Genomic DNA, 24,361 nt, shown 5'->3' with positions numbered 1-24,361 from the left:
TTATAGGGCTCTTCGTGACCCGGCACATCCCCGACGCGCTTGACCCACTTGCCAGGAATGACCATTCGGGCGTCGTACCAGTTCTTCAGATAAGCCTCCATAAATATGGTATCCATGAATAACACTGGCCCGACATTCAGCCCGTGCATCCACGTGCCCTTCTTGGCGGTCGTAATATCCCTTAGATACGAGGTCAGTGTATGGCGTCTCGACGAAGGCTGACCACTCAGGCGAGTCGAAATATTCCGTATCCTCGTTCGGGACGCCCTTGTAGTAAATTGCATCGGCCGGCGCGAAGCGCTCCACCATGAATTTTCTGATCGTCGACAGGTAGCTTTCAACTGACGTTCCCGCCGGTCTGGCTTTCGATACCTTGTGCCAATCCGCGACCATGGCATAGGTCGGTATCAACCCCGCACAGGAGAGGGGCTTCTTCCACTCATCGGCATAGTCGGAACACGTCACATCGTAGGCAAGAACCGGCGAATTCAGGATGACGCCGGAAAGGACGACGGGATCCTTACCGGATTTGTCCGGCTCGAACTGGCTCTTGCCGGCGTCTTCCATAAGGTTCGCTACGATCGGCGTGCGAATGCCGCCGTAAGATTCGCCATAGACGTACTTCGGCGAAAGCTGACGATTGTTGACGTTGACGTAGCGCCGGATGAAATCGCGGATGACGGGCGGATCCTGGTCGACACCCCAGAAATCCGAATTCGTGTGCGGCGCGATCGCCTGGGAATAGCTGGCGCCCGGAGGATCGATGAATACGAGATCCGACTTGTCGAGAAGCGTTTCGACGTTGGGAACCAGCGGAAAGTGCTGCGGCTGTGCGGTTTTGTATTCCTCCGGAATGACCGGCGCGCCCGTCTTGAGGCGCCGGGGCGCCCACGATCCGAGATGAAGCCAGATCGATGCCGACTCAGGGCCGCCGTTCCAGAAAAAGGTAACGGGCCGCTTCTCCTTCGGCAGGCCGTTACGCGTATACGCGGTATAGAATAGCGAGGCCTGTGGCTCCTTGGTCTTCAGATCGTAGGCGATAAAGTGACCGGCGGATGCCGTGTAGGGAACGGACTTGCCGTTGACCTCAGCGACATCGCGCTTTGCCGAGGCAACTTCGACAGCGTCCTTGAGCGCAAGCGATCCGGTTGCACTGCCATCATATTGATAAGTGTCGTTGACAACCTTGTCCTTGGGCGCGAGCAGGGCGAAAGCTTCGTCTTCCCTGCCTGCATTGGCGAGCAGTTCGCCCGCCTCCCGGTCGACATCGAGGAGGGAATTGGCATTGGCGCTATTAGCGTCTTTGTTTGCATCCGCTTCGGCTTTTTCGGTGATGGCAGAAGCGTCGCCCACCGCCTTTGCCTGCTTGTCAATAAAAGTTCCGATTGTTTCATTCCGCGTGGACGAGGAGTTGGAGCCGTCGCACGCCGCAAGAAAAAGCAGCGCCGCGAGCGATGAATACCGCAAGTTATTTTTTGTCTAAATCCTTGAATTTATACGATAATATTAAAACACGCAGAAATGCCTTCGACCTGCCGATCAGAAGGCATCGCCGCTGAAAACTATTCAATTATGCCATCGGGAATGACAGCTAAAGGCAAGGATGGAAGGCATGGAATTGAACCTCTCGATACATGGAAGGTTGTGAAACCTGAGTTTTGTCCATGAGACCGCCCGGGGTCAATTCGCCTAAAGTTTAACCGAATAAAGAATCAGGCGATTCTTTAGCCGTTTGTTTTCAATAAGATCTCATAGTTGCAACGACAGCTGCTTCGATCAATTTTAGCGTGCAGCCCCCATGCATGTGCACCTGACTGGAGCGGTATTAGACCAGCCCGGCCTTGATTCCGTCCATGCTGTCCCGGACTGCCGCGGCGGGATTCTCGAGTTGCTGAACTTCCTCGGCAAAAGGCTCGAAGGAGAAGGCGCCGTCATACCCCTGATCGATGAGCGCGCGCATCTGCTCGATATTGCCGAGCCGGTCCTTGTCGTCGACCAGCACCCGATGCGGATCGAGCATGGCGCTTACCGTGACGTCCGGATCGGTCACCCCGGAAATATGGACGAGGCCGGTCATCGCCGGGAAAAGTTCCGGCTCGCCGGCAAGATGATGGTGGAACGTGTCATGCACGAGCTTGAACCGCTTCTCCCCGCCGACCGCCTGAATGGCCTCGACGGCCTCGCGCTTGGAGCGCAGGGAGCAAACCTCGAAGCCGAGCGGCTCGACATAGCCGATCAAGCCACGCTGTTCGAGAATGGGCTTTAGCCCCTTCAGTGCCGAACGCAGGTTCGCCTGGCGCTCACCATCCCTTTGCCCGGTGCCGTCATTGACGGGAACGAGCACCAGTGCCTTGGCGCCGACGTCCCTTGCATAGTCCGCAAGTTCTATTGCCTCTTTCTCGCGCTCCGGTGTCCAGTCGTTGAAGCGCTGCAGCGCGTTGATCGTTGCGATTCTCACGCCGACCTCGTCGGCCAATGCCTTTACTTCGCTCGCGTCCGTGCCGTCCATGATGGCGTTGCCGCCAAGATCATTGCGGATCTCGACATCCTTGAGGCCAAGCGACTTTGCCAGTTCAAAGAATTTGCGCGGCGAAAGCCCGGGAGCGACCATATGATTAAGAGCAAAAACTGGATGCGAAATTGTGTCGGTCATGTGATTTCCTCCCGAAGATCCCAACGTCGCGCAAGGACGTTGCCGTTGGGCGTGAACATCTGTCGTGATCGCCTCGTCGTCAATCACCATGATGAGCGAAAAACTATCATTCCTGATAGATTCGGTGGTGACGAGACGTCAGATATTCTCCGGCAGGTAGATGTCGAAGGGCAGGAAGGTCTGGCCCGGTACATTGGCCGCGCCCCGCTCGATCGCATGGCCCATGAGGTCGACGAGTTCGCGGCAAAGCCGCTGCAGCGGCGTGGAAATCGCCATTGTAACGATGTTGTCGGCAAGCGCGGCGCGCGATTCCGGCGTGATCTCATTGACGATCATCACCGGCGGCGGTTGGATGCCCGTTTCCCGCAGCGCGGCGATTGCCCCCTCCATGCCGCCACCCGCCACATAGCAGCCCGCAAGGTCGGGATGGCGGCGCATCAGGTCGAGCATGGCCTCATGGGTGATCTGCCGGGTTTCAAGGTTTACCATCGTATCGAGAACGGTGAACTCCTGCGCCTCTTCGCGGAAAAATGCCCGAAAGCCGATCTCGCGCAGTTCGTGACCGTGATAGCGATGGCTTCCAACGAAGATGACGACCTTTCCGGGCTTGCGCGCCGCCTTGGCAATCATCCACGCCGCAGTCCGCCCGACCTTGCGATTGTTGACGCCGATATAGCCTTCGCGCACCCCGGCGGCGAAATCGGAAAGCAGTGAGAAGACCGGAATATCCTTCTGCTTCAATTCCTCGACGGCAGCGGTGATGGCCGGATGATCCGGCGCAACCAGGCCGACCGCCCGGCACCGGCCAGCAAGCGGCCGCAGCTTGGCGACGATATCTTCGGGCGATTGCGAAGCGCAGAATTCAACCTGGGCAATGCCGCGAAAATGCGCGGCTTGCACAACGGCGTTTTCGATCTCGCGTGCAAAGCTTTGATAGAATTGATGCCCGGGCTTGCTGAGCAGGAATCCAACCTTGTATTCCGGGAGTTCCTGACGCATGCGCTGGCGAATAAGACCGGCGGCGTGATAGCCGATCGTGTTGGCCGCCTCATAAACGCGCCGCGCCGTCTCTTCACGCACCGGCAACCGATTGTTGAGCACCCTGTCGACTGTGGCAACGCTGACACCAGATACGCGCGCAAGATCAGCAATAGTCGGTCGGTTCGCCATGTCTTCTTCGCCTGATAGATTCTATCATCGTTTCCTACCATGACATGAGGGCAAATGATAGAATTTCCTCATCTTCCATTGAGGCGTGGCCGCTCTACTCATAGTATCCAGGCCGACACGGAATTCCGTTGCATCGATCTGGGAGGTCACGCAATGAACACAGCCACCTTGGCGGCGCCGACAAAAAGGGATTACAGCCTCATCGGCCGGGATTCCCGCCTCGCCGTGGAATCCGGTCTCGCCGCCGCCGAGTGGTATCATACGGACATTCCGCGCAAGCAGATGAAGGAACTGATGAAGCGCAGCGATGGCCCCGCCATTCGCGATACGATCATCTGGCTCGGAAGCATGATCGTCCTTGCCGGTCTTGGCGTCTACTTCTGGGGCAGTTGGCTATGCGTGCCCTTCTTCCTCGCCTACGGCGTGCTCTACGGTTCCGCATCGGATAGCCGCTGGCACGAATGCGGACATGGCACCGCATTCAAGAAGCGCTGGATGAACGACGCGGTCTATGAAATCGCCTGTTTCATGATCATGCGCAACCCGATCACCTGGCGCTGGAGCCACACGCGCCATCACACGGACACCGTTATTGTCGGCCGTGATCCCGAGATCGCCGTCATGCGCCCGCCCGACCTCTTGCGCCTCATCCTCAACTTCTTCGGCATTCTCGATGCCTGGCACGCGATGACCGATCTTGTCCGCAATGCGTCGGGCATTGTCAGCGCCGAGGAGAAGACCTTCATTCCCGAACAGGAACAGCCCAAGGTCATCCTTGTCGCGCGGATCTGGGCGGCGATCTACCTCGCGACCATTGCGCTTTCCCTATACATGGGCTCGATCCTGCCGCTGATGATCATCGGCCTGCCCCGCCTTTACGGCGCCTGGCATCATGTCATGACCGGGCTTCTGCAGCATGGCGGCCTTGCCGACAATGTCATCGACCACAGGCTGAACAGCCGCACGGTTTACATGAATCCGGTCAGCCGCTTCATCTACTGGAACATGAATTATCACGTCGAGCATCACATGTTCCCGATGGTGCCCTACCATGCGCTGCCGCAGCTCCACGCCATGACCAAGCACGACCTGCCCGCGCCGAACCCATCCATTCTCAGCGGCTACCGCGAAATGATCCCCGCCTTCATTCGCCAATTGCGCAACGAGGACTACTTCCTGAAGCGTGAACTGCCGGCAACGGCAAAGCCCTACCGCGAGGCGTTTCACAACGAAGCTTTGGCGTCCGCGGCGGAATAGTCGGGTCTGTATCCAGGACAATATTCGGGAGGAATGAATATGAGCAATTGGGTTGAGGCCTGCACCTCCGACGATATCGACGAGGAGGACGTCATGCGCTTTGATCACGACGGGCGCACCTTCGCGATCTATCGCAGCCCCGAGGACGAGTTCTTCGCCACCGACGGCTTGTGTACGCATGAGCATATCCATCTTGCCGACGGCCTGGTCATGGATGAGATTATCGAATGCCCGAAGCACAACGGCCGCTTCAACTACAAGACCGGCCAGGCCAAAGGCGCGCCGGTCTGCGTCAATCTCAGGACATATCCGGTCAAGGTCGAGTCCGGCAAAGTCCTCATTCAGCTCGGGTGACGGTCATGGAACACGGCATGGTCATCATCGGCGCTGGCGAATGCGGGGTGCGCGCGGCATTCGCCCTGCGTGAAAACGGCTATGGAGGGACGATCGCGTTGATCGGCACCGAACCCCACCTTCCATATGAACGTCCGCCCCTTTCGAAAGAGGCGATGGTCTCGGACGATCATCCTTTACCGAGAACCATCGCCAGTATCGAACAGTTCGCTGAGCAGCGGATCGACTTCATCGGCAATTCAACTGCTGCGTCAATCGACCGGCCCGCGAAGTCGGTCGTCCTTCACGACGGCCGAAAAATTCCATACCAGCGGCTGTTGATTGCGACAGGCGCGCTGCCGCGCGCCCTGCCGCTGGCCGCAGGCAGCAAGCATTGCGTGACCTTGCGCAGCTATGACGACGCGCTGCGCATCCGTGCGCGCTTCGGTCCGGCGGCACGCATTGCTATCATCGGCGGTGGGTTCATTGGCCTCGAACTTGCCGCAAGCGCACGCAAGCGCGGCGCGGCGGTGACGGTCATCGAGGCGCAGCCGCGTATCCTGATGCGGGGCGTGCCGCAAGAGATCGCCGAGGTCATCGCCGCCCGCCATCGCCATGAAGGCGTCAGTCTGCGCTGCGGAACAGGCATCGCATCGATCACCGACACGGACGACAGCGTCGACATCACCCTTGCTGACGGCACGGAAATCGCCGCCGATCTTGCGGTGATCGGGATTGGCGCCGTCCCTGTTACGGACCTGGCTGAAGCGGCCGGTCTCGAAACCGCCAACGGCATTCTGGTAAACGATTGGTTGCAGACAAGCGACCCTGACATATTTGCTGCCGGGGATTGCTGCGCTTTTCCACTCGCGATCTATGGCGGACGGCGCGTGCGCCTGGAAGCCTGGCGCAATGCGCAGGAACAAGGTTCCCTCGCCGCACGCAACATGCTCGGCGGCAAGGAGCCACACGAATCCGTGCCGTGGTTCTGGTCCGATCAATACGAACTCGGCCTGCAGGTTGCGGGACTTGCCGACGAAGCGACGCAGACAATCCGCCGTGACCTTGGCGACGATGCCTTTATCCTCTTTCATCTTGCCGCCGATGGCCGGCTTGTCGCGGCAAGCGGCATCGGACCCGGCAATGCTGTCGCCAAAGATATTCGCCTCGCCGAGATGTTGATCCAACGCGGCGCGCGGCCGGTTCCGGCGCAGCTTCAATCGAGCCATGTCAAACTCAAATCGCTGCTCGCGGCCTAATGCGGATAAACCATGCGAAACCTGCGCCCCACCGTCGCCGACATTCTTGCACTTAAGGGCCGCCGCCAGCTAACCATGCTGCGGGTTGAAACGCTGGAGGAAGCCGAGGCCGCCGAACGCGCCCGCGTCGACATGCTTTCCGTACCGCCGGCGCTGCTTACGCCGGAATTTCGCGACGCTGCGCCCTCTGCCTTTACCGTGCCGGGGCTCGAATACGGCGATTTTATCACCGCGGAAGATTACCTGCGGGGCGCGTTCACGGCACGCAAGGGGGGCGCTGACGCCGTCTATTGCGCCGCGAGCCTTGCCACGGTGCGCCGGCTTCGCGACGAAGGTATCCCCGTATGCGGACATGTGGGGCTTATCCCCTCCAAGGCGACATGGACGGGCGGATTCAAGGCGGTAGGCAAGACCGCGACGAGCGCGCTCGAAATCTGGTGGCAGACCAGGGCGCTTGAAGAGGCAGGCGCCTTCGCCGCCGAAATAGAGGTCGTGCCCGTTGAAGTCGCCTCCGCCATCAGCGAGCGAACATCGCTCTTCATGATCTCGATGGGCGCCGGCGCGGGCTGCGATGCGCAGTATCTTTTCGCAGCCGACGTGCTCGGTTCAAATCGCGGCCATTATCCGCGCCATGCCAAGGTCTATCGCAACTTCACGGCTGAACTCGACCGCCTGCAGCAGGAAAGAATCGCGGCCTTTTCCGAGTTCGTCGCCGACGTCAGTGCCAGGACATATCCGGGACCAGAACATGTCGTCGGCATGCCGCACAATGAACTGGACCGGTTCTTGCGCGAACTGTCCTCTCTTTGATCTTCGATCGCCGTTGCCTCAAGCCTCGACCTCGACATTGCCGAGCGGCTTGGAGCAGCAGGCGAGGATATAGCCCTCGTCGATCTCCTCATCGAGGATGCCGCCATTGTGGTCCATGTCGACATCGCCGGCGAGCTTCATGACCTTGCACGTCCCGCAGAGACCCGACTCGCAGGCGGCGGCAATGCGGATGCCGGCACCGCGCGCCGCCTTGAGGATTGTTTCTCCGGCCGCGCATGGCACCTCCATGCCCGACATCGAGAACGTCACCGTCGCGCTCGCGGCGGCCGGCTCCGTGGCGATCCCGTCGAGCATCGGCAGAACAGGCTCGGGCGCCGGGCCGAAGCATTCCTGATGGTAGTAGGCCATGTCGAATTCGGACGCTTCGAGCATATTGCGCACATCGCGCATGAAGCTTTCCGGACCGCAGCAGAAAATGGTCCTGTCCTTGAAGTCCGGTGCGAGCAGCGGCAGCTTCGGCGTTTCGAGCCTGCCGCGTATGCCGGTCCAGACCTGCCCCATTTCGTGCTCCTTGATGAGGAAGGTCAATTTCAGGTTCGGCATGCAACTCGTCAGATATTCGAGTTCCTTGCGGAAAATGATATCGCTCGGCCGCCGCGCGCAGGTAACGAAATTGATATCGCTCTGCGGCGCGCAATCATTCATCCAGCGCGTCATCGACATCATCGGCGTGATGCCTGACCCGGCTGATATGAAGAGATACTTGCTGCCGGGATGCTTGCGCATCGAAAAGTCGCCGAGCGGGCCAAAGGCTTTGAGACGCACGCCCGGCATGAGATGATCGAGCATCCAGCGCGTGCCGATGCTACCTTCCTGCGCCTTGACCGTCACGGCGACGGTGAAGGGCCGGGAGGGGCTTGATGACAATGTAAAGGTGCGCAAAACCGCTTCCGGTTGCACGGGCAGCTCGAAGGTCATGAACTGGCCAGGCTCATAACGAAACCAGTTATGATTATCCGAACGGAAGGTGAAGGTCTTCACATTGGGCGCTTCCTCGACGACCGAAAGACATTCGAGAAGATGCAGCCGGTCGTTCCACGGCTGCATCTGGTCGAGGTGCGGATAATTCTGGGAAACGCCAATGTTCATTCAAGCAACCCTGCTGAGTTTCGTATCGCCGGAAAGCCGCGCTTCCATGGCATTGCTGTACCATTCGAGGAATTGAAGGACGCCGCCTTCATGCTCGACCGAATAGGGACCAGGTTCATAGGCCGGCGAGCGAATGCCGAACGCGTTTTCTTCGACGATGCGACGGTCCTGATCGTTGGTTTCCAGCCAGACATGCGTCAGCTCTTCGAGATTATAATCGACGCCCTCAACCGCATCCTTGTGAACCAGCCACTTGGTCGTGACTTGCGTCTCGTTCGGACCGAGTGGCAGGACACGGAAAGAGATCGCATGGTCGCCAAGGATATGATTCCACGTCGTTGGATAATGGTAGAGCAGGAGCGAACCTATGCTCCTGGCGTTGACGTCGTCGCTGAGCTGACGGCCGACGGCGCGCTTGCCCGATAGAGTATAGCTCTCGGCATTGTTGATGAGCGGAACACGGGTCGCCCGATACTGCCCATCTTCAGCGATGCGGAATACGCTTGGCAAACCGGCAGCCTCGCACTTGTCCCAGTGCGATACCATTTCCGGATCTTCCTTCGAATCCTGAATTCCGGTGGCGCTCGGCGCCTCCGGGAAGGTCTTGCAAAGCTCAGGATGGTTGCCGGCACAATGGTAGCACTCGCGGTTATTCTCCCAGACGAGTTTCCAGTTGCCTTTTTCGACGATCGAACTCTGGAAGGCGACCTTGGTTTCCGTCAGCCGGTGTGGCGCAAGGTACGGCTCGAGCAGGGTTCGTGTCGGGGTGAAATCGGGCGCGATCTGCGCAAGGCAGATGAAGATGTAGCCACCGACGCTCTCGCAATGCACCGTTTTCAGACTGAACTGGCTCGCGTCGAAATCGTCACCCATCTGGCGGGCAAAAAGTAGACGTCCGTCGAGCTCATACGTCCACTGGTGATAGGGGCAGACGAGTTTTGCCGAGCTCCCCTTCTCACCCGCGCAAATGCGCGAGCCACGATGACGGCAGGAATTGTGGAAGGCGCGAATCTGTCCCTGGCGGTCGCGCACGATGACGACGGGGTAGTCGCCGACCTGCAAGGTGAAATAATTGCCGGGTTTGGCGACTTCGCAATCATGGCCGATGAACAGCCAGTCGCGATAATAGATCGTCTCCATGTCGAGACGGTAATAGTCTGGGTCTGAGTAGAAAGCCTGTTCCAGTCCGTAGCCCGGTTTCCGGTTTCTGAGATTCCGGAGAAGTTCATTGCGAATGTCCATGTCGCGTCCTCGCCTTAAGCCTGCAAAGAACTGACTGGTGGTGACGGAGAAGAACGTCCGTACAGCCAACGTTTGTCGACCGCACAAAGCCATGCTCCTTGATCGCCCACCGCGATCAGTCGGTTTTCCCTCAAGGCTGGTTTCCGGGCTCTGGAGTTGCCTTTTCAGACTTCACGGCGCCTTCCCGGGGTGCACTCCCAGTGGCTGTTTTGCCGCGTTTTACTCCACTACCGTTGCGGGGGCAGCGCCGGGTTTTAACCGGCTTCCCAATTCTCCGCCTTCCCTAGAAAGCGGCACCTCAAGTGGTCACGATAAAAGCATCGGGCTTTGGAAAAGGATAGGTGCGGAAACGACATCGCATTTACGAACGGCGACACGCAGCATTTCGGTCAAATGGTGCGCCGCACCCTTGAACCCGGGCGCTGTCGATTTGTGGCGCCTTCGCCGATCATACCATTGGGCGATGCAGATATTGCCTGATCGATTCCGGCTTCATCTCGATCGAGAATCCCGGCATCGAAGGCGGCATATAGGCGGCATTGCGAATATCGCAGGGATCGACGAAATGCTCGTGCAGATGATCGACATATTCGATGACCCGCCCTTCCTTGATGCCCGATACTGCGATGTAGTCGATCATCGACAAATGCTGCACATATTCGCAGAGGCCAACCCCACCCGCATGCGGCCAGACCGGCAGATTGTATTTCGCCGCGATCAGCAGCACCGCCAGCACCTCGTTGAGCCCGCCCATGCGGCAGGAATCGATCTGGACCACATCGATCGCACCTTCAGCGATGAACTGCTTGAACATGATCCGGTTCTGGCACATCTCGCCGGTCGCCACCTTGACCGGCTTGATCGCCTGGCGAATCTTGCGATGCCCGGCGACATCATCCGGGCTCGTCGGTTCCTCGATGAAGAACGGCTTGACGAAGGTAAGCTTCTTCACCCAGTCGATAGCCTCGTTGACCTCCCAGACCTGGTTGGCATCGATCATCAGGATACGGTCTGGCCCGATCACCTCGCGGGCGATCGTCAGCCGGCGGATGTCATCCTCGAGATCGCGCCCGACCTTCATCTTGACGTGGTTGAAGCCGGCATCGACAGCCTCCTGGCAAAGTCGGCGCAGCTTTTCGTCGGAATAGCCTAGCCAACCGGCGGAGGTCGTATAGCAAGGATAGCCTTCGGCCTTGAGGGCAGCGATGCGTTCGGCCTTGCCGGCATCGGCTTTCCGCAGAATGTTGAGTGCCTCGTCGCGGGTCAGAACATCGGTCAGGTAGCGGAAATCGACAATGTTGACGATTTCCTCCGGCGTCATCTCGCCGACCAGCTGCCAGACTGGTTTGCCGGCTTCCTTGGCCAGCAAGTCCCAGACGGCGTTGACGACGGCGCCGGTGGCAAGATGCATGGCGCCCTTGTCCGGCCCGATCCACCGCAATTGGCTGTCGCCGGTGATGAAATGCCAAAAGCGTCCCGGATTTTCCTTCACCCAGTCGAGTTCAAGTCCGATGACGAGATGCTTCATCGCTTCGATGGCGAGGCAGCAAATCTCGTTGCCACGCCCGATGGTGAATGTGAGGCCGTGCCCGGCAAGACCATCCTTGTCCGTATCAAGAACGACATAGGCCGCCGAATAATCCGGATCCGAGTTCATCGCGTCGGAACCGTCAAGCCCCTGCGACGTAGGGAAACGGATGTCGAAAACCCGAAGATCGGTGATGCGGGTCATGTCTTGCTCCTGAAATTGCCCAGTAATCTCGTTTTCAATTTTGGTTTGTCGCAAATGATCAGGTGTCGGCGCGCGCCACCTGCTTCTGGTTGCCAAGGCCTTCAATTCCAAGCTCGATGACGTCGCCCGCCTTGAGATAGCGCGGCGGCTTCATGCCCATCCCGACACCGGGCGGCGTACCAGTCGAGATGATGTCGCCGGGCTGCAGGCTCATGAACTGGCTCAGATAGGAGACGAGGAAGGCAACGCCGTAAACCATGGTCTTTGTCGAGCCGTTCTGCATCGTCTCGCCATTGACGGTGAGCCACATCTTGAGGTTTTGCGGGTCGGCGATCTCGTCCTTCGTCACCAGCCACGGGCCGGTCGGCCCGAACGTGTCGCAGCTCTTGCCCTTGGTCCATTGCCCAGCACGCTCGATCTGGAACGCGCGCTCGCTGACGTCATGGACGGTGCAATAGCCGGCGACGTAGTCGAGCGCGTCGGCTTCGCTGACATATTTTGCGGTACGGCCGATGACGACGCCGAGTTCCACTTCCCAGTCGGTCTTTTCCGAACCGCGCGGTATGAGCAGGTCGTCATTCGGCCCAACAATGGCGGAGGTCGCCTTCATGAAGATGACGGGTTCCAGTGGCACGGCCATCCCGGATTCTGCAGCATGGTCGGCATAGTTGAGGCCGATGCAGATGAACTTTCCGGTACCGGCAACGCAGGGACCAAGACGCGGGGTGCCCTCGACGAGCGGAAGGCCATCCATATCGAGATCGGCCAGCTTTGCCAGCGCTGCTGGATCGAGTACGGCGCCCGAAAGGTCGCTGACTTTCCCCGAGAGATCGCGAATCTGGCCCTTAGTGTCGAGTATGCCGGGCTTTTCCTGTCCGGGGGCGCCATAGCGTAGAAATTTCATCGTTTATTCCTTTGGTTAGACCGTCCAGCCGCCATCGATATTGTAGGCTTGACCGGTCGTGTAGGTCGCGCCGGCGAGATAGACGGCAAGATCGGCAATCTCTTCCGGCAAGCCGAGGCGTCCCATGGGCTGGCGCGCGATGAATGCAGCACGCGTCGTCTCATAGTCGCCCCCGGCGCGCATGCGCTGCTCGAGCGATGGGCTTTCGACCGTGCCCGGGCATATCGCGTTGCAGCGAATACCTTGCGTGATGTAGTCGGCGGCCACCGCCTTGGTCAGACCGAGCACCGCAGCCTTGGTCACGCCGTAGGCGAAGCGGTTCGGCACGCCTTTCACGCTGCTTGCAACGGAAGACATGTTGACGATCGCGCCATCCTTTCGCTCGATCATTCCGGGCAGCACCGCCCTGATCGTACGGATCATCGCGCGAACGTTGAGGTCGAGGGCAAAGTCGAGATCGGCATCCGGCATTTCGAGGATCGAGCCGCCGTGCACGAAACCGGCGCAATTGAACAAGATGTCGATCGCCCCGATCTCGCCGATCACCCTGTTGACCTCGTCGGTTTTCAGCACATCGAGCTTGCGCGGATGGATAACGGATTCCTTGGGCAAGGCATCGAGGAGTTGCTCGTTGATATCCGTCGCATGGACGATCGCGCCTTCGCGGGCGAATGCGAGCACGGATGCCCGCCCGATGCCCTGCCCTGCCGCCGTGATGAGAACGCGCTTGCCCGCGAGCTTGCCTGTCATTTCAAACCTCCATTTCGACACATATCGTGCCTGTCATGCACCCGATGCCCTGCGCTCGGCAATCAGGATGTGATCTGCGGCGAGAACCACCTCGTCGCGCTGGTTCATAACTTCGCAGCGTTCGACCACGCGACCGCTGCCGGTGCGCTTCGGATCATCTTCCTTGGCGCTGATGGTCACGCGGGTCCGGATCGTATCGCCGATGAACACCGGGCGCACAAAGCGCAGCCGGTCGTAGCCATAGGAAAAAGCCACGGGATTTATCAGGCTCGCCGTGAGCCCGACGCCGATTGAAAAGATCATGGTGCCGTGCGCCACACGCTGGCCGAACGGTGTCGTCTTGGCAAATTCCGCGTCCATGTGGTGCGGGAAGAAATCGCCGGTATGGCCGGCATGCACCACGAAATCGGTCTCGGTGATCGTCCTCCCGGACGTGACGCGTACATGGCCGAGTTCATAGTCTTCGAAATAGATTGCCTGTTCGGCCATTCACGCCTCCGCCAGTTTCGCCAGCGGCGTTGCCGGCGTTGCGCTCGATTGATAAGCCGCCTCGACCAGCGCCATCGTCTGCCAGCCATCTTCGACCGAACTGACCAAGGTCTCGTCTTCCCCGCTCGCGAAACGCTGCAGATTGGCCATGCGCCCAACGAAGGCATCCGGGAACCAGGCCCCTTTCAGGGGAACGTCGATCCAGTCCGAACCGCCCTTCGGGTAGATCATCAGCACGTCCGGCTCGCCGCGCGGATAGTCGAGATTAACCCCGAGCTTCACGTAGGCAGCGCCTTCAGTGCCGCAGATACGGAACTCGCAGGCCTGGAACTTGCGGCCGAATTTGTGGTCATGGTTGATGGAGAGCGCACAGCGCACTGTATCGCCGTAATCGAGAATGGCGCTCGTCCGCGTCTGCGCGACCCCGTGGTTCGGATGCCCCAGCGTCTTGGCATGAACGCCCAGCGGATTGCCGAGAATCTGCCGGATGAGATCAATATAGTGGATCGAATGCATGGCGATTTCGACCCGGGGCAGGCCAGCGAGGAACGGCCAGAGCGACCACGGCGTGTCAAGCGCCAGCCAGGCATCGAAATCGATGACGTCGCCAAGCCAACCTTGCGCAATCGCATCTTTCAGGGCGAGCATCATCGGCGCAAAGCGCAGCTGGAAGTTGACGGCGGCCGTGATATTGCGCTCGCGGCAAATCTCCACGATCTCGGAGGCTTCTCCAAGGTCGCTGCCCATAGGCTTCTGAATAAGGGCGAACGATCCCTGCGGCAGCGCCCGCAACACATCCGCATGGCGCGAAGGCGGCGTCGCCAGATCGAAGATCGCATCCTCCACCGCAGCGGCTTCGGCCAGCGACGCGTAAGCGGTCACGTCCCACTGATCGGCGAGCTTGCGCGCCTTGTCGAGATCGGGGTCGTACAGCCCGGCAATCGGAAAGCCGCCCTTCCGATAGGCGGGGTAGTGCGCATCGCCGACGATGCTGCCGGCGCCGAAGGTCACGATGGGCCCGGGCTTTTCGGGCAATGGCCAATTCTGCTGCAGGGCCGTAGGGTCAAAACGCATCACTATTCCTCATCAGTCGAGATGGAACACTTCTTCCATCGTCGCCCACCACTCGCCTTCGGCCCGGGTTTCGAGCGGAACCTGGCATGGCATGCACTCGGCCCACCATTCCTGATTCCTGGGGTCCGCCGCCATCTTCGCCATATCGGCGGCAAAATCCGTTCCGTGATATTCGAAGGTGCCGAACAGGACGTTTTCCGGCTCGCGTAGAAAGATCGTGTGGTTGCGGATATTGCAGCTCGAAATAAGCGCGAGAATCTCCGGCCAGACAGCAGCATGCAGGCGCTTGTATTCGGCGACCTTATCCGGGTTGACCCCGATCATCATGCCCATGCGCTGCATCGTCAGACCCTTATCTCGGTGGTGAATTCCTCGACGCTCCGGCCTTTGACCGCATCCCAGTCCCAATCGATGCCGATACCGGGTTCGGAGGGCGCCACAGCATGGCCATTCTCGATCCGCATCTGCGTATGGGTGAGATCGTCGAGCTGCGGAATGTATTCGACATATTTGCCATTCGGGATGGCGCAGGTAAGGCTCACATGCAGTTCCATGAGGAAGTGCGGGCAGACCGGCATGTCGAAGGCTTCCGCCGTGTGCGCGACCTTCAGCCATGGCGTGATACCGCCGATACGACCGACATCGACCTGCACGATCGAGCAGGCACGCTTCTGCATATATTCGCGGAAGTGGCGGATCGAATAGAGCGATTCGCCGACAGCCACCGGTATTGCCGTGCCGGATGAAAGGCGCACATGCCCGTCGATGTCATCCGCCGGCAGCGGCTCTTCCAGCCAGGCAAGATCGACATCGCCCAGCACATGCGAACGACGAATGGCCTCGTCGAGGGCAAAGCCCTGGTTGGCATCCGTCATGATTTCGAAGCCGGGACCGACAGCATCGCGCACGGCGGAAAGGCGGTCGAGATCCTCCGAGCCATGCGGCCGGCCAATCTTGACCTTGGCGCCGCGGAACCCCTTGGCCTGCGCCTGCAGCGCATCGTCAACCAGCGCCTGCTTTTCAATGTGCAGCCATCCACCCTCGGTTGTATAGAGGGGACAGCGATCCTTGGCGCCGCCTGCAAGTTTCCATAGTGGCAGGCCCTGCTTCTTCGCCCGCAAATCCCAGAGCGCCGTATCGACGGCCGCCAGCGCTATCGCCGTGATTGCACCAATAGTCGTCGCGTGCGTTGCGAATTCGAGATCACGCCAGATGGCTTCGATCTGGTCGGCATCCTTGCCGAGTATGCGCGGAACAAGGTGATCGGAAAGGAGCCGCATGACCGAGGAGCCGCCTGTGCCGATCGTATAGCTGTAGCCGGTGCCGGTTGCGCCATCGCTGTCGGTGATGGTGACGATAGGCGTTTCCTGGCTGACGAAACTCTGGATAGCGTCAGTCCGCAGGACCTTCGGGGGCAGATCCACCATACGCAGTTCGACGCGTTCGATCTTTGCCATCGTATCAGCTCCGCAAGGTTTTGCCGGTTTCGGGCGAGAAGAGATGCGCCTGCGACAGGTCGAAACTGAACTTTACCACCTCACCGCTGGCAATGGCGCGCGGATTGAGCATGCGCGAAACCCATTCGCGCTCTGCCATGGTGACAAAGAGCAGCGTTTCATTGCCGAGCGGCTCGGTGATCGACACCGGCAGCTCCAGTTCGTGAACATCGGTGGCTTCACCGGAATTGAGGCCGTGCCCGGTCGGGTAGATATCATCAGGACGCAAGCCGAAAATCACCTTGTCGCCGGCCGCGACCTTGTTGCGGAATTCGGCCGGCAGCGGCAGGCTCTGGCCGCCCTCGAAAATAAGCTTTCCGTCCGCGACGCTGGCTTCGTTGAGGTTCATCGGCGGCGAACCGATGAAGCCGGCGACAAAGCGCGTGGCCGGACGCTTGAATACCTCGTCTGGCGTGCCGACCTGTTCGATATAACCGTCGCGCATGATGACGATGCGATCTGAGAGCGTCATCGCCTCGACCTGATCGTGCGTCACATAGATCATGGTGGATTGCACCTTGTTGTGCAGGCGCTTGATCTCCGTTCGCACCTGTGTGCGCAGCTTCGCATCGAGATTGGAGAGCGGTTCGTCGAAGAGGAAGACATCGGGCTGGCGCACGATGGCCCGCCCCATCGCGACACGCTGGCGCTGGCCGCCGGAAAGTTGCGACGGCCGACGGTCCATATATTTGCCGAGATCGAGAATCTGTGCCGCTTCGTTGACGCGGGCGTCGATCTCGCTCTGCGCAACTTTGCCGATCTTAAGTGAAAATCCCATATTCTCCCGCACGGTCATATGCGGGTAGAGCGCGTAGGATTGGAACACCATCGAGATATTGCGGGCGCGCGGCGGCAGATCGTTGACGGGCTTGCCGCCGATCTCGATCACCCCGTCGCTGATATCCTCGAGCCCGGCGATCATCCGCAGCGTCGTCGACTTGCCGCAGCCGGAAGGACCGACCAGCGCGATGAACTCGCGATCCTTGACCTCAAGATCGATGCCATGCACGACATCGACATTGCCGTAGCGCTTGACCAGCTTTTTGAGTGTGACGGGAGCCATACGAACTAACCTTTCACCGCGCCGAACGTCAGTCCGGATACGAGATGCTTTTGAATGATGAACGTCAGGGTGAGCGCCGGAATGATCATGACGACAGCGAGCGCGCACATGCCGCGCCAGTCGATGGTAAATTCCGACGTATAATCGAGAAGGCCGACGGGCAGCGTCTTCGAATTAACCGAGCGGGTGATCTGCGAGGCGAGCGCATACTCGTTCCACGAGGTGAGGAACGCGAAGATGCCGGCGGAAGCAATGCCGGGCCCAGCAAGCGGAAATTCCACCTGCCAGAACGCCTGCCAGCGCGTGCAGCCGTCGATCTGCGCGGCCTCCGCAAGGTCCTTCGGCACCTGGCGGAAGAAGCCGTCGATCAGCCAGATCGTAAAGGGCACATTCAGCGCCACGTAGACCAGGATCATCGCAAAGTGCGTATCGATGATGCCGAGGCGCGCGAAGATCATAAAGAGGGGCAGCGACAGCGCAATGCCGGGCACCGCACGGGTCAGCATGAATCCGAGGAAGATACCTGACTTGCCCTTGAACTTGTAGCGGGCAAAGGCGTAGCCGCCGGCGGTGCCGACGACCAGCGCAATGATCGTCGACGTAATCGAGATGATCAGCGAATTGCGGAAATAGTCGATGACCGGAATGCCGCCTTGGCCGGCCCCGCCGAACATGGCGCGATAGGCGTCGAATGAGAGTTCCTGGGGAATCCAGACCGGTGGCTTCGCCATGATCTCGACGGTGGGGCGCAGCGAACTCAGGACGATCCAGAGGCCCGGCAGGCAAATCACCAGCATCGCGAGGAACAGGCCGACGAGGTGGGCGCACTTCAGCGCGCGGCGCTTGAATTTATGGGATGTATTCAGATCCATCTTACCACTCCGCTCCAATCTGCTGGCGCGCAGCCGCAAGTTTCCTGAAGAAATAGACCGTGAAAAGGATCGAAAGCAGGATCGAGATATAGGCCATGGCATTGGCAAACCCCATGCGGCCATCGCTATAGGCGGTGCGCCCGATGAGGGTCCACAGGAGTTCGGTGCGCTTGGCCGGCCCGCCATCGGTCATGATCTTGACGATGTCATAGGCGCGCGCAACGTCAAGCGAGCGGATCGTCATGGCGATGAACGCGAACGGCATCAGGTACGGCCATGTGACGAAACGAAAAGTCTGCCAGGGCGTGCAGCCGTCGACCCGCGCCGCTTCGATGGGCTCCTGCGGCATGGCGAGAAGTCCGGCAAGGATCAGGATGGCGAAGACCGAGGTCGACGACCAGATCTCGGCGACGATGATCGAGAACAGGGCAAGGTTGCCGTCGATCAGCCACGGTATGGCATTGGTGGCAAGACCGAGCGATTGCAGGGCGTTGTTGATGAAGCCCACATTGTCATTGAAGAGGAACTTGAACTGGAAGCCAACTAGCACCGGCGAGAACATCATCGGGAACATCATCAGCGTGCGCAGGAGCCGCTGACCGTGCGTTGCCTTGTTGACGAGCATGGCAAGTCCGAGGCCGAGCATCATTTCCGCGTTGAGCGCAATCGTCAAAAGCAGAACGGTGCGTCCGAACGCCGTCCAGAATTCGTAGCTGGTGAGTGCCGTGACGTAGTTCCGGAAGCCGATGAGAACCCAGATCGTCTCGGGCTTGGTCAGACGGAACGGCGTAAAACTCGAATAGAGCGAGAAAAGCAGCGGCAGGACGATCACGGCGGCAAGAACGATGATCGCGGGCAGTAGCAAGAGTGTCGGCGCGGATAGTTTGAGAGATTTCATCTGATGCCTTGTTCTGACGTCACCTGGACAGCGAGCCAGCGCAATAATCACTGACCTTAAAGGTAAAACTTCCAGCTCAGGGCAAGGTCATTGCCCCGCGCCGGATGAATTGGACGATCGGGACAGCACCGCGTACTGCACCGTCCCGAAAGTGAAATCAGATCAGAGCTTGCCGGCGTCCTTCAGGATGTCGGTTGCCTTCTGGGCTGCGGTATCAAGCGCTTCCTTTGACGTCTTGTCGCCAAGGATCGCCGCCTGCAGTTCCGGATAGACCGCATTGGAAATTTCGATCCATTCGGCAAGTGGCGGAACGGGGAAAGCGCTCTTTGCCTCTTCCTGGAACGCATTTAGCACTTCCGACTTGTACGGATCGGATTTCGACTGCTCGATATCCCATTCCCATACCTTGGTGCGTGTCGGCAGCGGGCCATTCTTGGCTTCGAGCTTCTGGCTGTCTTCGTTGGTCAGCCACCAGACCAGAGAAGCAGCGGCATCCTTGTGGGCGCAGTTTTCCGTGACCGAGAAGCCGTGATGGCCGGACCAGCCGGTGCGCTTGCCGGAAGAACCCTTAGGCGCCACCTTGATGCCGACATTGCCCGCGACCTTCGACGACTTCGGGTCGTTGAAGAAGCTGGCCCAGCCCGGCCAATCGAGGTTGATGGCGATCGAACCTGAAGCGAAGCCCTGGCCGAGATCATCCCACAGATAGTTGGTCGTGCCAGCAGGCACAGCCTTTGCCTTGTAGAGGTTGACGAACCAGTCGAGCGCCTTGACGCCGGCTTCCGAATTGAAGGCCGGCTTGCCTTGCGCGTCGATATATTCGCCGCCTTCGGCAATGACCATTTCATAGAAGCGGCCGTTGATCGCCTCTTCCTTGCCGGCGAACTGCGTGCCGTAGAAATCCGGGGCCTTGGTGAAGAACTGCGCCTGATCCGAAACCTGCTGCCAGGTATCCGGCGGCGTCAGGTCGTAGCCGTACTTTTCCTTGAACGCCTTCTTGTTGGCGTCGTCCTCGTAAAGGCTCTTCTGGTAATAGAGCGCCGATACGTCGAACTGCGCGCGTGGCAGCATGACGAGCTTGCCGTCAAGCGTCGAGGCCTTGATGTTGTTGGGGACGAATTCCGCGATTTCTTCCGCCGGAAGCAGCTTGTTCAGGTCGGTATAGATGCCTGGATACTGCGGCGCGAACGACGAGTGGTTCGATCCGACACACCAGTTCAGGCTGCCCGAGGCGATGTCCGACTTGATCTCCTTGTCGAGCTCGAAATGGTTCTTCTTCGACAGGATGTTGACCTTGGCGCCCGTCAGCTTTTCCCACTCGCCGATACGCTCGTAGAGAGGCTCGTACTGCTGGCCGCCGATAAGCTTGGCGTCGATCGTCACGCCGTCGAATTTTCCAGGCAAGTCTGCCGCAACGGCTCCCTGCGCTGCCAACAACGCGATAGCCCCAGCTGAAACGCTGGCCAAAAGATACTTCATCGAAATTCCTCCCAAAGCGGGACCGCTCCCCGGCTCCCGCACAGTTAAACACCCATATATGGGCGCTTCATTCATATACAAACATTAATTGGGCTCTATCGTCAAGCAAGGAATTCGCTTTCCTACGAATATCCTCTTCGTATATGCATACTCTCAATGGGGAGATTTTTTATGACGGACGAAGACGACAGCGACCGGTATCGGGCGCCTGCGCTCGACAAGGGGCTAGATATTCTCGAACTGCTTTCTGGGATTGATGGAGGGCTCACCCAGGCGGAAATCGCCAAGTTTCTCGGGCGAAGCCCCAATGAATTTTATCGCATGCTCGACCGGCTGGTGCGGCGCGGCTATGTTACACGGCTGGAGGGCGACCGCTACTCTTTGACCCTTAAACTCTTCGGCCTTGCGCAGCTCCATGCGCCGGTGCGCCGCCTCGTATCCTATGCGACGCCCTTGATGCGCGACCTTGCCGTCAATTCTAAGCAGGCCAACCAGCTCAGCGTCTTCGATCGTGGCGCGGCGGTGGTCATCGCCCAACAGGAAGCCCCGGAATACTGGGGCATCTCGATCCGCGTAGGCTCGCACATCAGCCTGTTCAACACCGGCTCCGGTCACGTGCTTCTTGCCTTCAGGTCGGATGATGAGCGGGCCCTGATGATTGCCGAATACGAAAAGCACGCGGACGATATTGCCCAGCCTGCGGACTTTCTCGAGCGCCTCAACCAGATTCGCGAACGTGGATATGAGGTCATGCCGAGCGCTCAGACCGCAGGCGTCTACAACGTTTCAGCGCCGGTGCTTGGACCCGACGGGCGCGCCATTGCCGCCCTCACCTGTCCCTATATTCAGCTCCTGAACATTGCGAATGCTCCGGCCATCGACGATGCCCGCAAGATGCTGGTAGCGACGGCCCAGAAATTATCGGCACTCGCCGGGGCCGACGTCATTCATTCAAGCGTGCCCCGGCACGCCTGACCGAAAGAGGAATCCCCCCATGTCAGTCATGCCCTTGATCGATACTCACCTTCACATTATCGATCAGTCCGCCCTCTCTTATCCCTGGGTTGCCGGCGCAGAAGCTCTCAACCGCGACTTCAGCTACGAGGAATATGCTGTGCAGGCGCGCCGCGCCGGCATTGCACAGGCGCTACACATGGAAGTGGATGTCGCCGCGCACGAGATCGAGACGGAAACGGCCTACATTGCGAGCCTTGCCCGCCGCAAGGACAGCCTTATTGCCGGAGCCATATCCTCCTGCCGTCCGGAAGACGGGGATTTTCCGGCCTTCCTCGAACGTCAGATTGCCAACCCCCTGGTGAAGGGTTTTCGCCGCGTGCTCCATGTGATGCCAGACGCGCTTTCGGAAAGCCCGACGTTTCGCGACAATATCAAGAGCCTCGGCAAGACGAAGCTCACTTTCGACCTCTGTGTCCTGCCGCGTCAGATCGACAAGGCGATTGCGCTCGTTGACCTTGCACCGGATGTCACCTTTATCCTCGATCACTGCGGCGTGCCGGATATCAAGGGCGAAAAGTTCGACGAATGGAGCGGAAAGATTGCCGAGATCGCCAAGCGCAGCAACGTCATCGCCAAGATATCGGGGGTGGTTGCCTATGCGGACGCCGACGCTTGGCAAGTAGATACGCTCAAGCCCTATGTTCATCACGTGATCGACAGTTTCGGCTTTGACCGGCTCGTCTGGGGCAGCGATTGGCCCGTTTGCACGCTTGGCGGCGGGCTTGCTACCTGGGTCGCGGCAACCCATTCGCTCGTTTCCGGCTGCAGCAACGAGGAGCGGGGCAAGCTTTTCTCCCAGAACGCCCGCCGCATCTGGAATCTCGGCTGAATCTGCTATCGGTTCAAATAGGCTTGCCTGCTGCCGCCTGCCGCTTTACCCATGGTAAAATCAACGGCAGAAATGGCAGGGGCGACAATGGCGGTAGAGACAAGCGGACCGGATCTTTTAAGCGTCGTGGTCCTGCTCGGCGCTGGCGTCGTCGCTGTGCCCTTGTTCAAGCGCCTCGGCCTCGGCTCCATCCTCGGCTATCTCGCGGCCGGGGTCGTCATCGGCCCGTTCGGCCTTAAGTTCTTTTCCGATCCCGAAACGATCCTGCATGTGGCGGAACTCGGCGTCGTGATGTTTCTTTTCATCATTGGCCTCGAGATGCAGCCTTCCCGGTTATGGGGGTTGCGCAAGGACATCTTCGGACTTGGCGCGCTTCAGGTCGGTGTCTGCGCCCTCCTTCTGACCGGCGTCGGCATCGCCACCGGCTTTCCTGTGGCGCATTCCTTTGTCGCCGGCGCCGGCTTCGTTCTGACGTCGACCGCCATTGTCATGCAACTTCTCGAGGAGCGCGGCGAGACGGCGACGCCTCAGGGTCAGCGCATGGTGTCGATCCTTCTTCTTGAAGATCTGGCCATCGTCCCCCTGCTCGCGATCGTCGCTTTTCTCGCCCCGATGAGCGTGGAAGCCGCAGGCGGCATGCACTGGGTTCCGATCGGCATAGGGATCGGGGCCATTGTCGGTCTCGTTCTCGCCGGCAAGTACCTGCTCAATCCGCTTTTCGGATTTCTTGCGCAGTCGCGCGCCCGCGAGGTCATGACGGCGGCGGCGCTGCTCGTCGTCCTTGGATCGGCGTTGCTGATGCAGGTGAGCGGGCTCTCCATGGCCATGGGCGCGTTCCTTGCCGGCGTGCTCCTTTCCGAATCGACGTTCCGCCACCAGCTCGAAGCCGATATCGAGCCTTTCCGTGGCATCTTGCTCGGCCTGTTCTTCCTAGCGGTCGGCATGTCGCTCGACTTGAGCGTTGTCGCTGCCAACTGGAAAACGGTCATTTTCTACGTCGTCGCCTTCAAGGTCGTGAAAGCGACCGGGATCTATGCCGTTGCACGGCTGCTGAAATCTTCCAACCGCGAGGCAATCGAACGCGCCGTCATCATGGCCCAGGGGGGCGAATTCGCTTTCGTGCTCTATGCGACAGCGACGGCCGTGGGCATTCTCGACGGCCAGGCGAATGCAATTCTTACAGCCGTGATCATCTTCTCGATGTTCCTGACGCCCCTGCTTCTCGTTGCCCTGCGTTTTCTCATGCCAGAAGAAAAACAGGACCTGGAAGCGGTCGAGGTGGCGGAAGGCCTTTCGGGCAACGTGCTGATCATCGGCTTCGGCCGGTTCGGACAGATTTCCTGCCAGCCGCTGTTGCTGCGCGGCGTCGATATCTCAATCATCGACAACGACGTTGAAATGATCCAGGCGGCATCGCAATTCGGCTTCAAGGTCTATTACGGCGATGGCACGCGGCTTGATATTCTGCACGCCGCCGGCGCCGGTCGGGCCCAGGCCGTTCTCATTTGCGTCGACAAGGCTGAGACAATCCTTTCGATCGCCAACCTGCTCAAATCAGAATTCCCGCTCGTGCAAATCTATGCGCGCGCCTACGACCGCGGCAATACGATCGAACTGATCAAGATCGGCGTCGATTACCAGATGCGCGAGACCTTCGAATCGGCGCTGATCTTCGGCGAGAATACGCTCGTCGGGCTCGGCGTCGACAGGCGCGAGGCCGCCGACGTGATCGAGGACGTGAGACGGCGCGACGCGGAACGTCTCGACCTTCAGGTGGCTGGAGGCATTCGCGCCGGCATCGACCTCATGAAGGGCAATGCCCCGGTTCCCGGCCCGCTGATCAAGCCGCGGCGCGCCGGTCAGGTAATCAACCCCGAGGTCGCCGGGGTGCAACCGCCGCAAAACGCCGACGCAAATTGAAGGG

23 protein-coding genes and 1 riboswitch are annotated in these 24,361 nt (G+C 59.5%); of the genes, 7 read left to right on the top strand and 16 right to left on the bottom strand.

From position 1 onward, the window contains the following. The 3 genes from BLR72_RS00625 to BLR72_RS00615 all read right to left on the bottom strand — a co-directional run bounded on the left by BLR72_RS00625 (window position 1) and on the right by BLR72_RS00615 (window position 3,823). Window positions 1-1,353, bottom strand: coding sequence for a S10 family serine carboxypeptidase-like protein (locus tag BLR72_RS00625; protein ID WP_175492247.1), 1,353 nt, complete (start codon window positions 1,351-1,353; stop codon window positions 1-3). 472 nt (window positions 1,354-1,825) lie between these two features. Further along, window positions 1,826-2,641, bottom strand: coding sequence for a TIM barrel protein (locus BLR72_RS00620; protein ID WP_091946379.1), 816 nt, complete (start codon window positions 2,639-2,641; stop codon window positions 1,826-1,828). A 150-nt stretch (window positions 2,642-2,791) separates the two neighbouring features. After that, window positions 2,792-3,823, bottom strand: a complete 1,032-nt coding sequence (locus BLR72_RS00615) for a LacI family DNA-binding transcriptional regulator (protein ID WP_091944096.1) — start codon at window positions 3,821-3,823, stop codon at window positions 2,792-2,794. 153 nt (window positions 3,824-3,976) lie between these two features. Here BLR72_RS00615 and BLR72_RS00610 point away from each other — a divergent pair, with 153 nt between their 5' ends. The 4 genes from BLR72_RS00610 to BLR72_RS00595 are packed head-to-tail and all read left to right on the top strand — an operon-like array spanning window position 3,977 to window position 7,482. Further along, window positions 3,977-5,080 (top strand): fatty acid desaturase family protein, encoded by a 1,104-nt coding sequence (locus BLR72_RS00610; protein ID WP_091944095.1) that lies wholly within the window; start codon window positions 3,977-3,979, stop codon window positions 5,078-5,080. 39 nt (window positions 5,081-5,119) lie between these two features. Then, window positions 5,120-5,434 (top strand): MocE family 2Fe-2S type ferredoxin, encoded by a 315-nt coding sequence (locus BLR72_RS00605; RefSeq protein WP_091944092.1) that lies wholly within the window; start codon window positions 5,120-5,122, stop codon window positions 5,432-5,434. Between the two features lie 5 nt (window positions 5,435-5,439). After that, window positions 5,440-6,672, top strand: a complete 1,233-nt coding sequence (locus BLR72_RS00600) for an NAD(P)/FAD-dependent oxidoreductase (RefSeq protein WP_091944090.1) — start codon at window positions 5,440-5,442, stop codon at window positions 6,670-6,672. Between the two features lie 12 nt (window positions 6,673-6,684). Further along, window positions 6,685-7,482 carry a 3-methyl-2-oxobutanoate hydroxymethyltransferase gene (locus BLR72_RS00595; protein WP_091944088.1) on the top strand — a complete coding sequence of 266 codons (798 nt, stop codon included), beginning with the start codon at window positions 6,685-6,687 and terminating at the stop codon, window positions 7,480-7,482. 18 nt (window positions 7,483-7,500) lie between these two features. Here the strand turns inward: BLR72_RS00595 and BLR72_RS00590 are convergent, their stop codons facing one another. The 13 genes from BLR72_RS00590 to BLR72_RS00530 form a co-directional block, all read right to left on the bottom strand. Then, the gene (locus tag BLR72_RS00590; protein WP_175492246.1) at window positions 7,501-8,592 is read right to left on the bottom strand and encodes an FAD-binding oxidoreductase; all 1,092 of its coding nucleotides are present in this window, start codon (window positions 8,590-8,592) and stop codon (window positions 7,501-7,503) included. Continuing rightward, window positions 8,593-9,834: an aromatic ring-hydroxylating oxygenase subunit alpha gene (locus BLR72_RS00585; protein ID WP_091944085.1), complete on the bottom strand. Its 1,242-nt coding sequence runs from the start codon at window positions 9,832-9,834 to the stop codon at window positions 8,593-8,595. Between the two features lie 116 nt (window positions 9,835-9,950). Then, a riboswitch (cobalamin riboswitch) is annotated at window positions 9,951-10,150 on the bottom strand. A gap of 132 nt (window positions 10,151-10,282) precedes the next feature. Continuing rightward, complete coding sequence (locus BLR72_RS00580; protein WP_091944082.1) at window positions 10,283-11,566, bottom strand: L-fuconate dehydratase; 1,284 nt, start codon at window positions 11,564-11,566, stop codon at window positions 10,283-10,285. A gap of 58 nt (window positions 11,567-11,624) precedes the next feature. Beyond that, window positions 11,625-12,470, bottom strand: a complete 846-nt coding sequence (locus BLR72_RS00575) for a fumarylacetoacetate hydrolase family protein (RefSeq protein ID WP_091944079.1) — start codon at window positions 12,468-12,470, stop codon at window positions 11,625-11,627. 15 nt (window positions 12,471-12,485) lie between these two features. Beyond that, window positions 12,486-13,220, bottom strand: a complete 735-nt coding sequence (locus tag BLR72_RS00570; protein WP_091944074.1) for an SDR family oxidoreductase — start codon at window positions 13,218-13,220, stop codon at window positions 12,486-12,488. Between the two features lie 33 nt (window positions 13,221-13,253). Then, window positions 13,254-13,709, bottom strand: a complete 456-nt coding sequence (locus BLR72_RS00565) for a MaoC/PaaZ C-terminal domain-containing protein (RefSeq protein WP_091944071.1) — start codon at window positions 13,707-13,709, stop codon at window positions 13,254-13,256. Further along, complete coding sequence (locus BLR72_RS00560) at window positions 13,710-14,789, bottom strand: Gfo/Idh/MocA family protein (RefSeq protein ID WP_175492286.1); 1,080 nt, start codon at window positions 14,787-14,789, stop codon at window positions 13,710-13,712. Window positions 14,790-14,795: 6 nt separating this feature from the next. Next, on the bottom strand, window positions 14,796-15,125 hold the full coding sequence (locus tag BLR72_RS00555) for an L-rhamnose mutarotase (RefSeq protein WP_091944065.1): 330 nt from the start codon (window positions 15,123-15,125) through the stop codon (window positions 14,796-14,798). 2 nt (window positions 15,126-15,127) lie between these two features. After that, on the bottom strand, window positions 15,128-16,240 hold the full coding sequence (locus BLR72_RS00550; protein WP_091944062.1) for a mandelate racemase/muconate lactonizing enzyme family protein: 1,113 nt from the start codon (window positions 16,238-16,240) through the stop codon (window positions 15,128-15,130). Window positions 16,241-16,244: 4 nt separating this feature from the next. Beyond that, window positions 16,245-17,342, bottom strand: coding sequence for an ABC transporter ATP-binding protein (gene ugpC, locus BLR72_RS00545; RefSeq protein WP_091944059.1), 1,098 nt, complete (start codon window positions 17,340-17,342; stop codon window positions 16,245-16,247). Between the two features lie 5 nt (window positions 17,343-17,347). Further along, the gene (locus BLR72_RS00540) at window positions 17,348-18,214 is read right to left on the bottom strand and encodes a carbohydrate ABC transporter permease (RefSeq protein WP_091944057.1); all 867 of its coding nucleotides are present in this window, start codon (window positions 18,212-18,214) and stop codon (window positions 17,348-17,350) included. A gap of 1 nt (window position 18,215) precedes the next feature. After that, window positions 18,216-19,112 (bottom strand): carbohydrate ABC transporter permease, encoded by an 897-nt coding sequence (locus BLR72_RS00535; RefSeq protein ID WP_027229551.1) that lies wholly within the window; start codon window positions 19,110-19,112, stop codon window positions 18,216-18,218. A 162-nt stretch (window positions 19,113-19,274) separates the two neighbouring features. Further along, window positions 19,275-20,591 (bottom strand): type 2 periplasmic-binding domain-containing protein, encoded by a 1,317-nt coding sequence (locus tag BLR72_RS00530; RefSeq protein WP_027229550.1) that lies wholly within the window; start codon window positions 20,589-20,591, stop codon window positions 19,275-19,277. Window positions 20,592-20,762: 171 nt separating this feature from the next. On the opposite strand from BLR72_RS00530, the gene BLR72_RS00525 reads away from it, so the two are divergent. From BLR72_RS00525 to BLR72_RS00515, 3 genes are all read left to right on the top strand, one after another. Next, the gene (locus BLR72_RS00525; protein ID WP_027229549.1) at window positions 20,763-21,566 is read left to right on the top strand and encodes an IclR family transcriptional regulator; all 804 of its coding nucleotides are present in this window, start codon (window positions 20,763-20,765) and stop codon (window positions 21,564-21,566) included. 19 nt (window positions 21,567-21,585) lie between these two features. Further along, on the top strand, window positions 21,586-22,437 hold the full coding sequence (locus tag BLR72_RS00520; protein ID WP_244506585.1) for an amidohydrolase family protein: 852 nt from the start codon (window positions 21,586-21,588) through the stop codon (window positions 22,435-22,437). Between the two features lie 87 nt (window positions 22,438-22,524). Then, window positions 22,525-24,357, top strand: coding sequence for a monovalent cation:proton antiporter-2 (CPA2) family protein (locus BLR72_RS00515; RefSeq protein WP_027229547.1), 1,833 nt, complete (start codon window positions 22,525-22,527; stop codon window positions 24,355-24,357). Window positions 24,358-24,361 lie beyond the last annotated feature (4 nt).

The sequence above is a fragment of the Phyllobacterium sp. YR620 genome (genome assembly GCF_900104165.1).
GTDB lineage: Bacteria > Pseudomonadota > Alphaproteobacteria > Rhizobiales > Rhizobiaceae > Phyllobacterium > Phyllobacterium pellucidum.
This window is presented reverse-complemented; position numbering and strand designations above follow the sequence as displayed.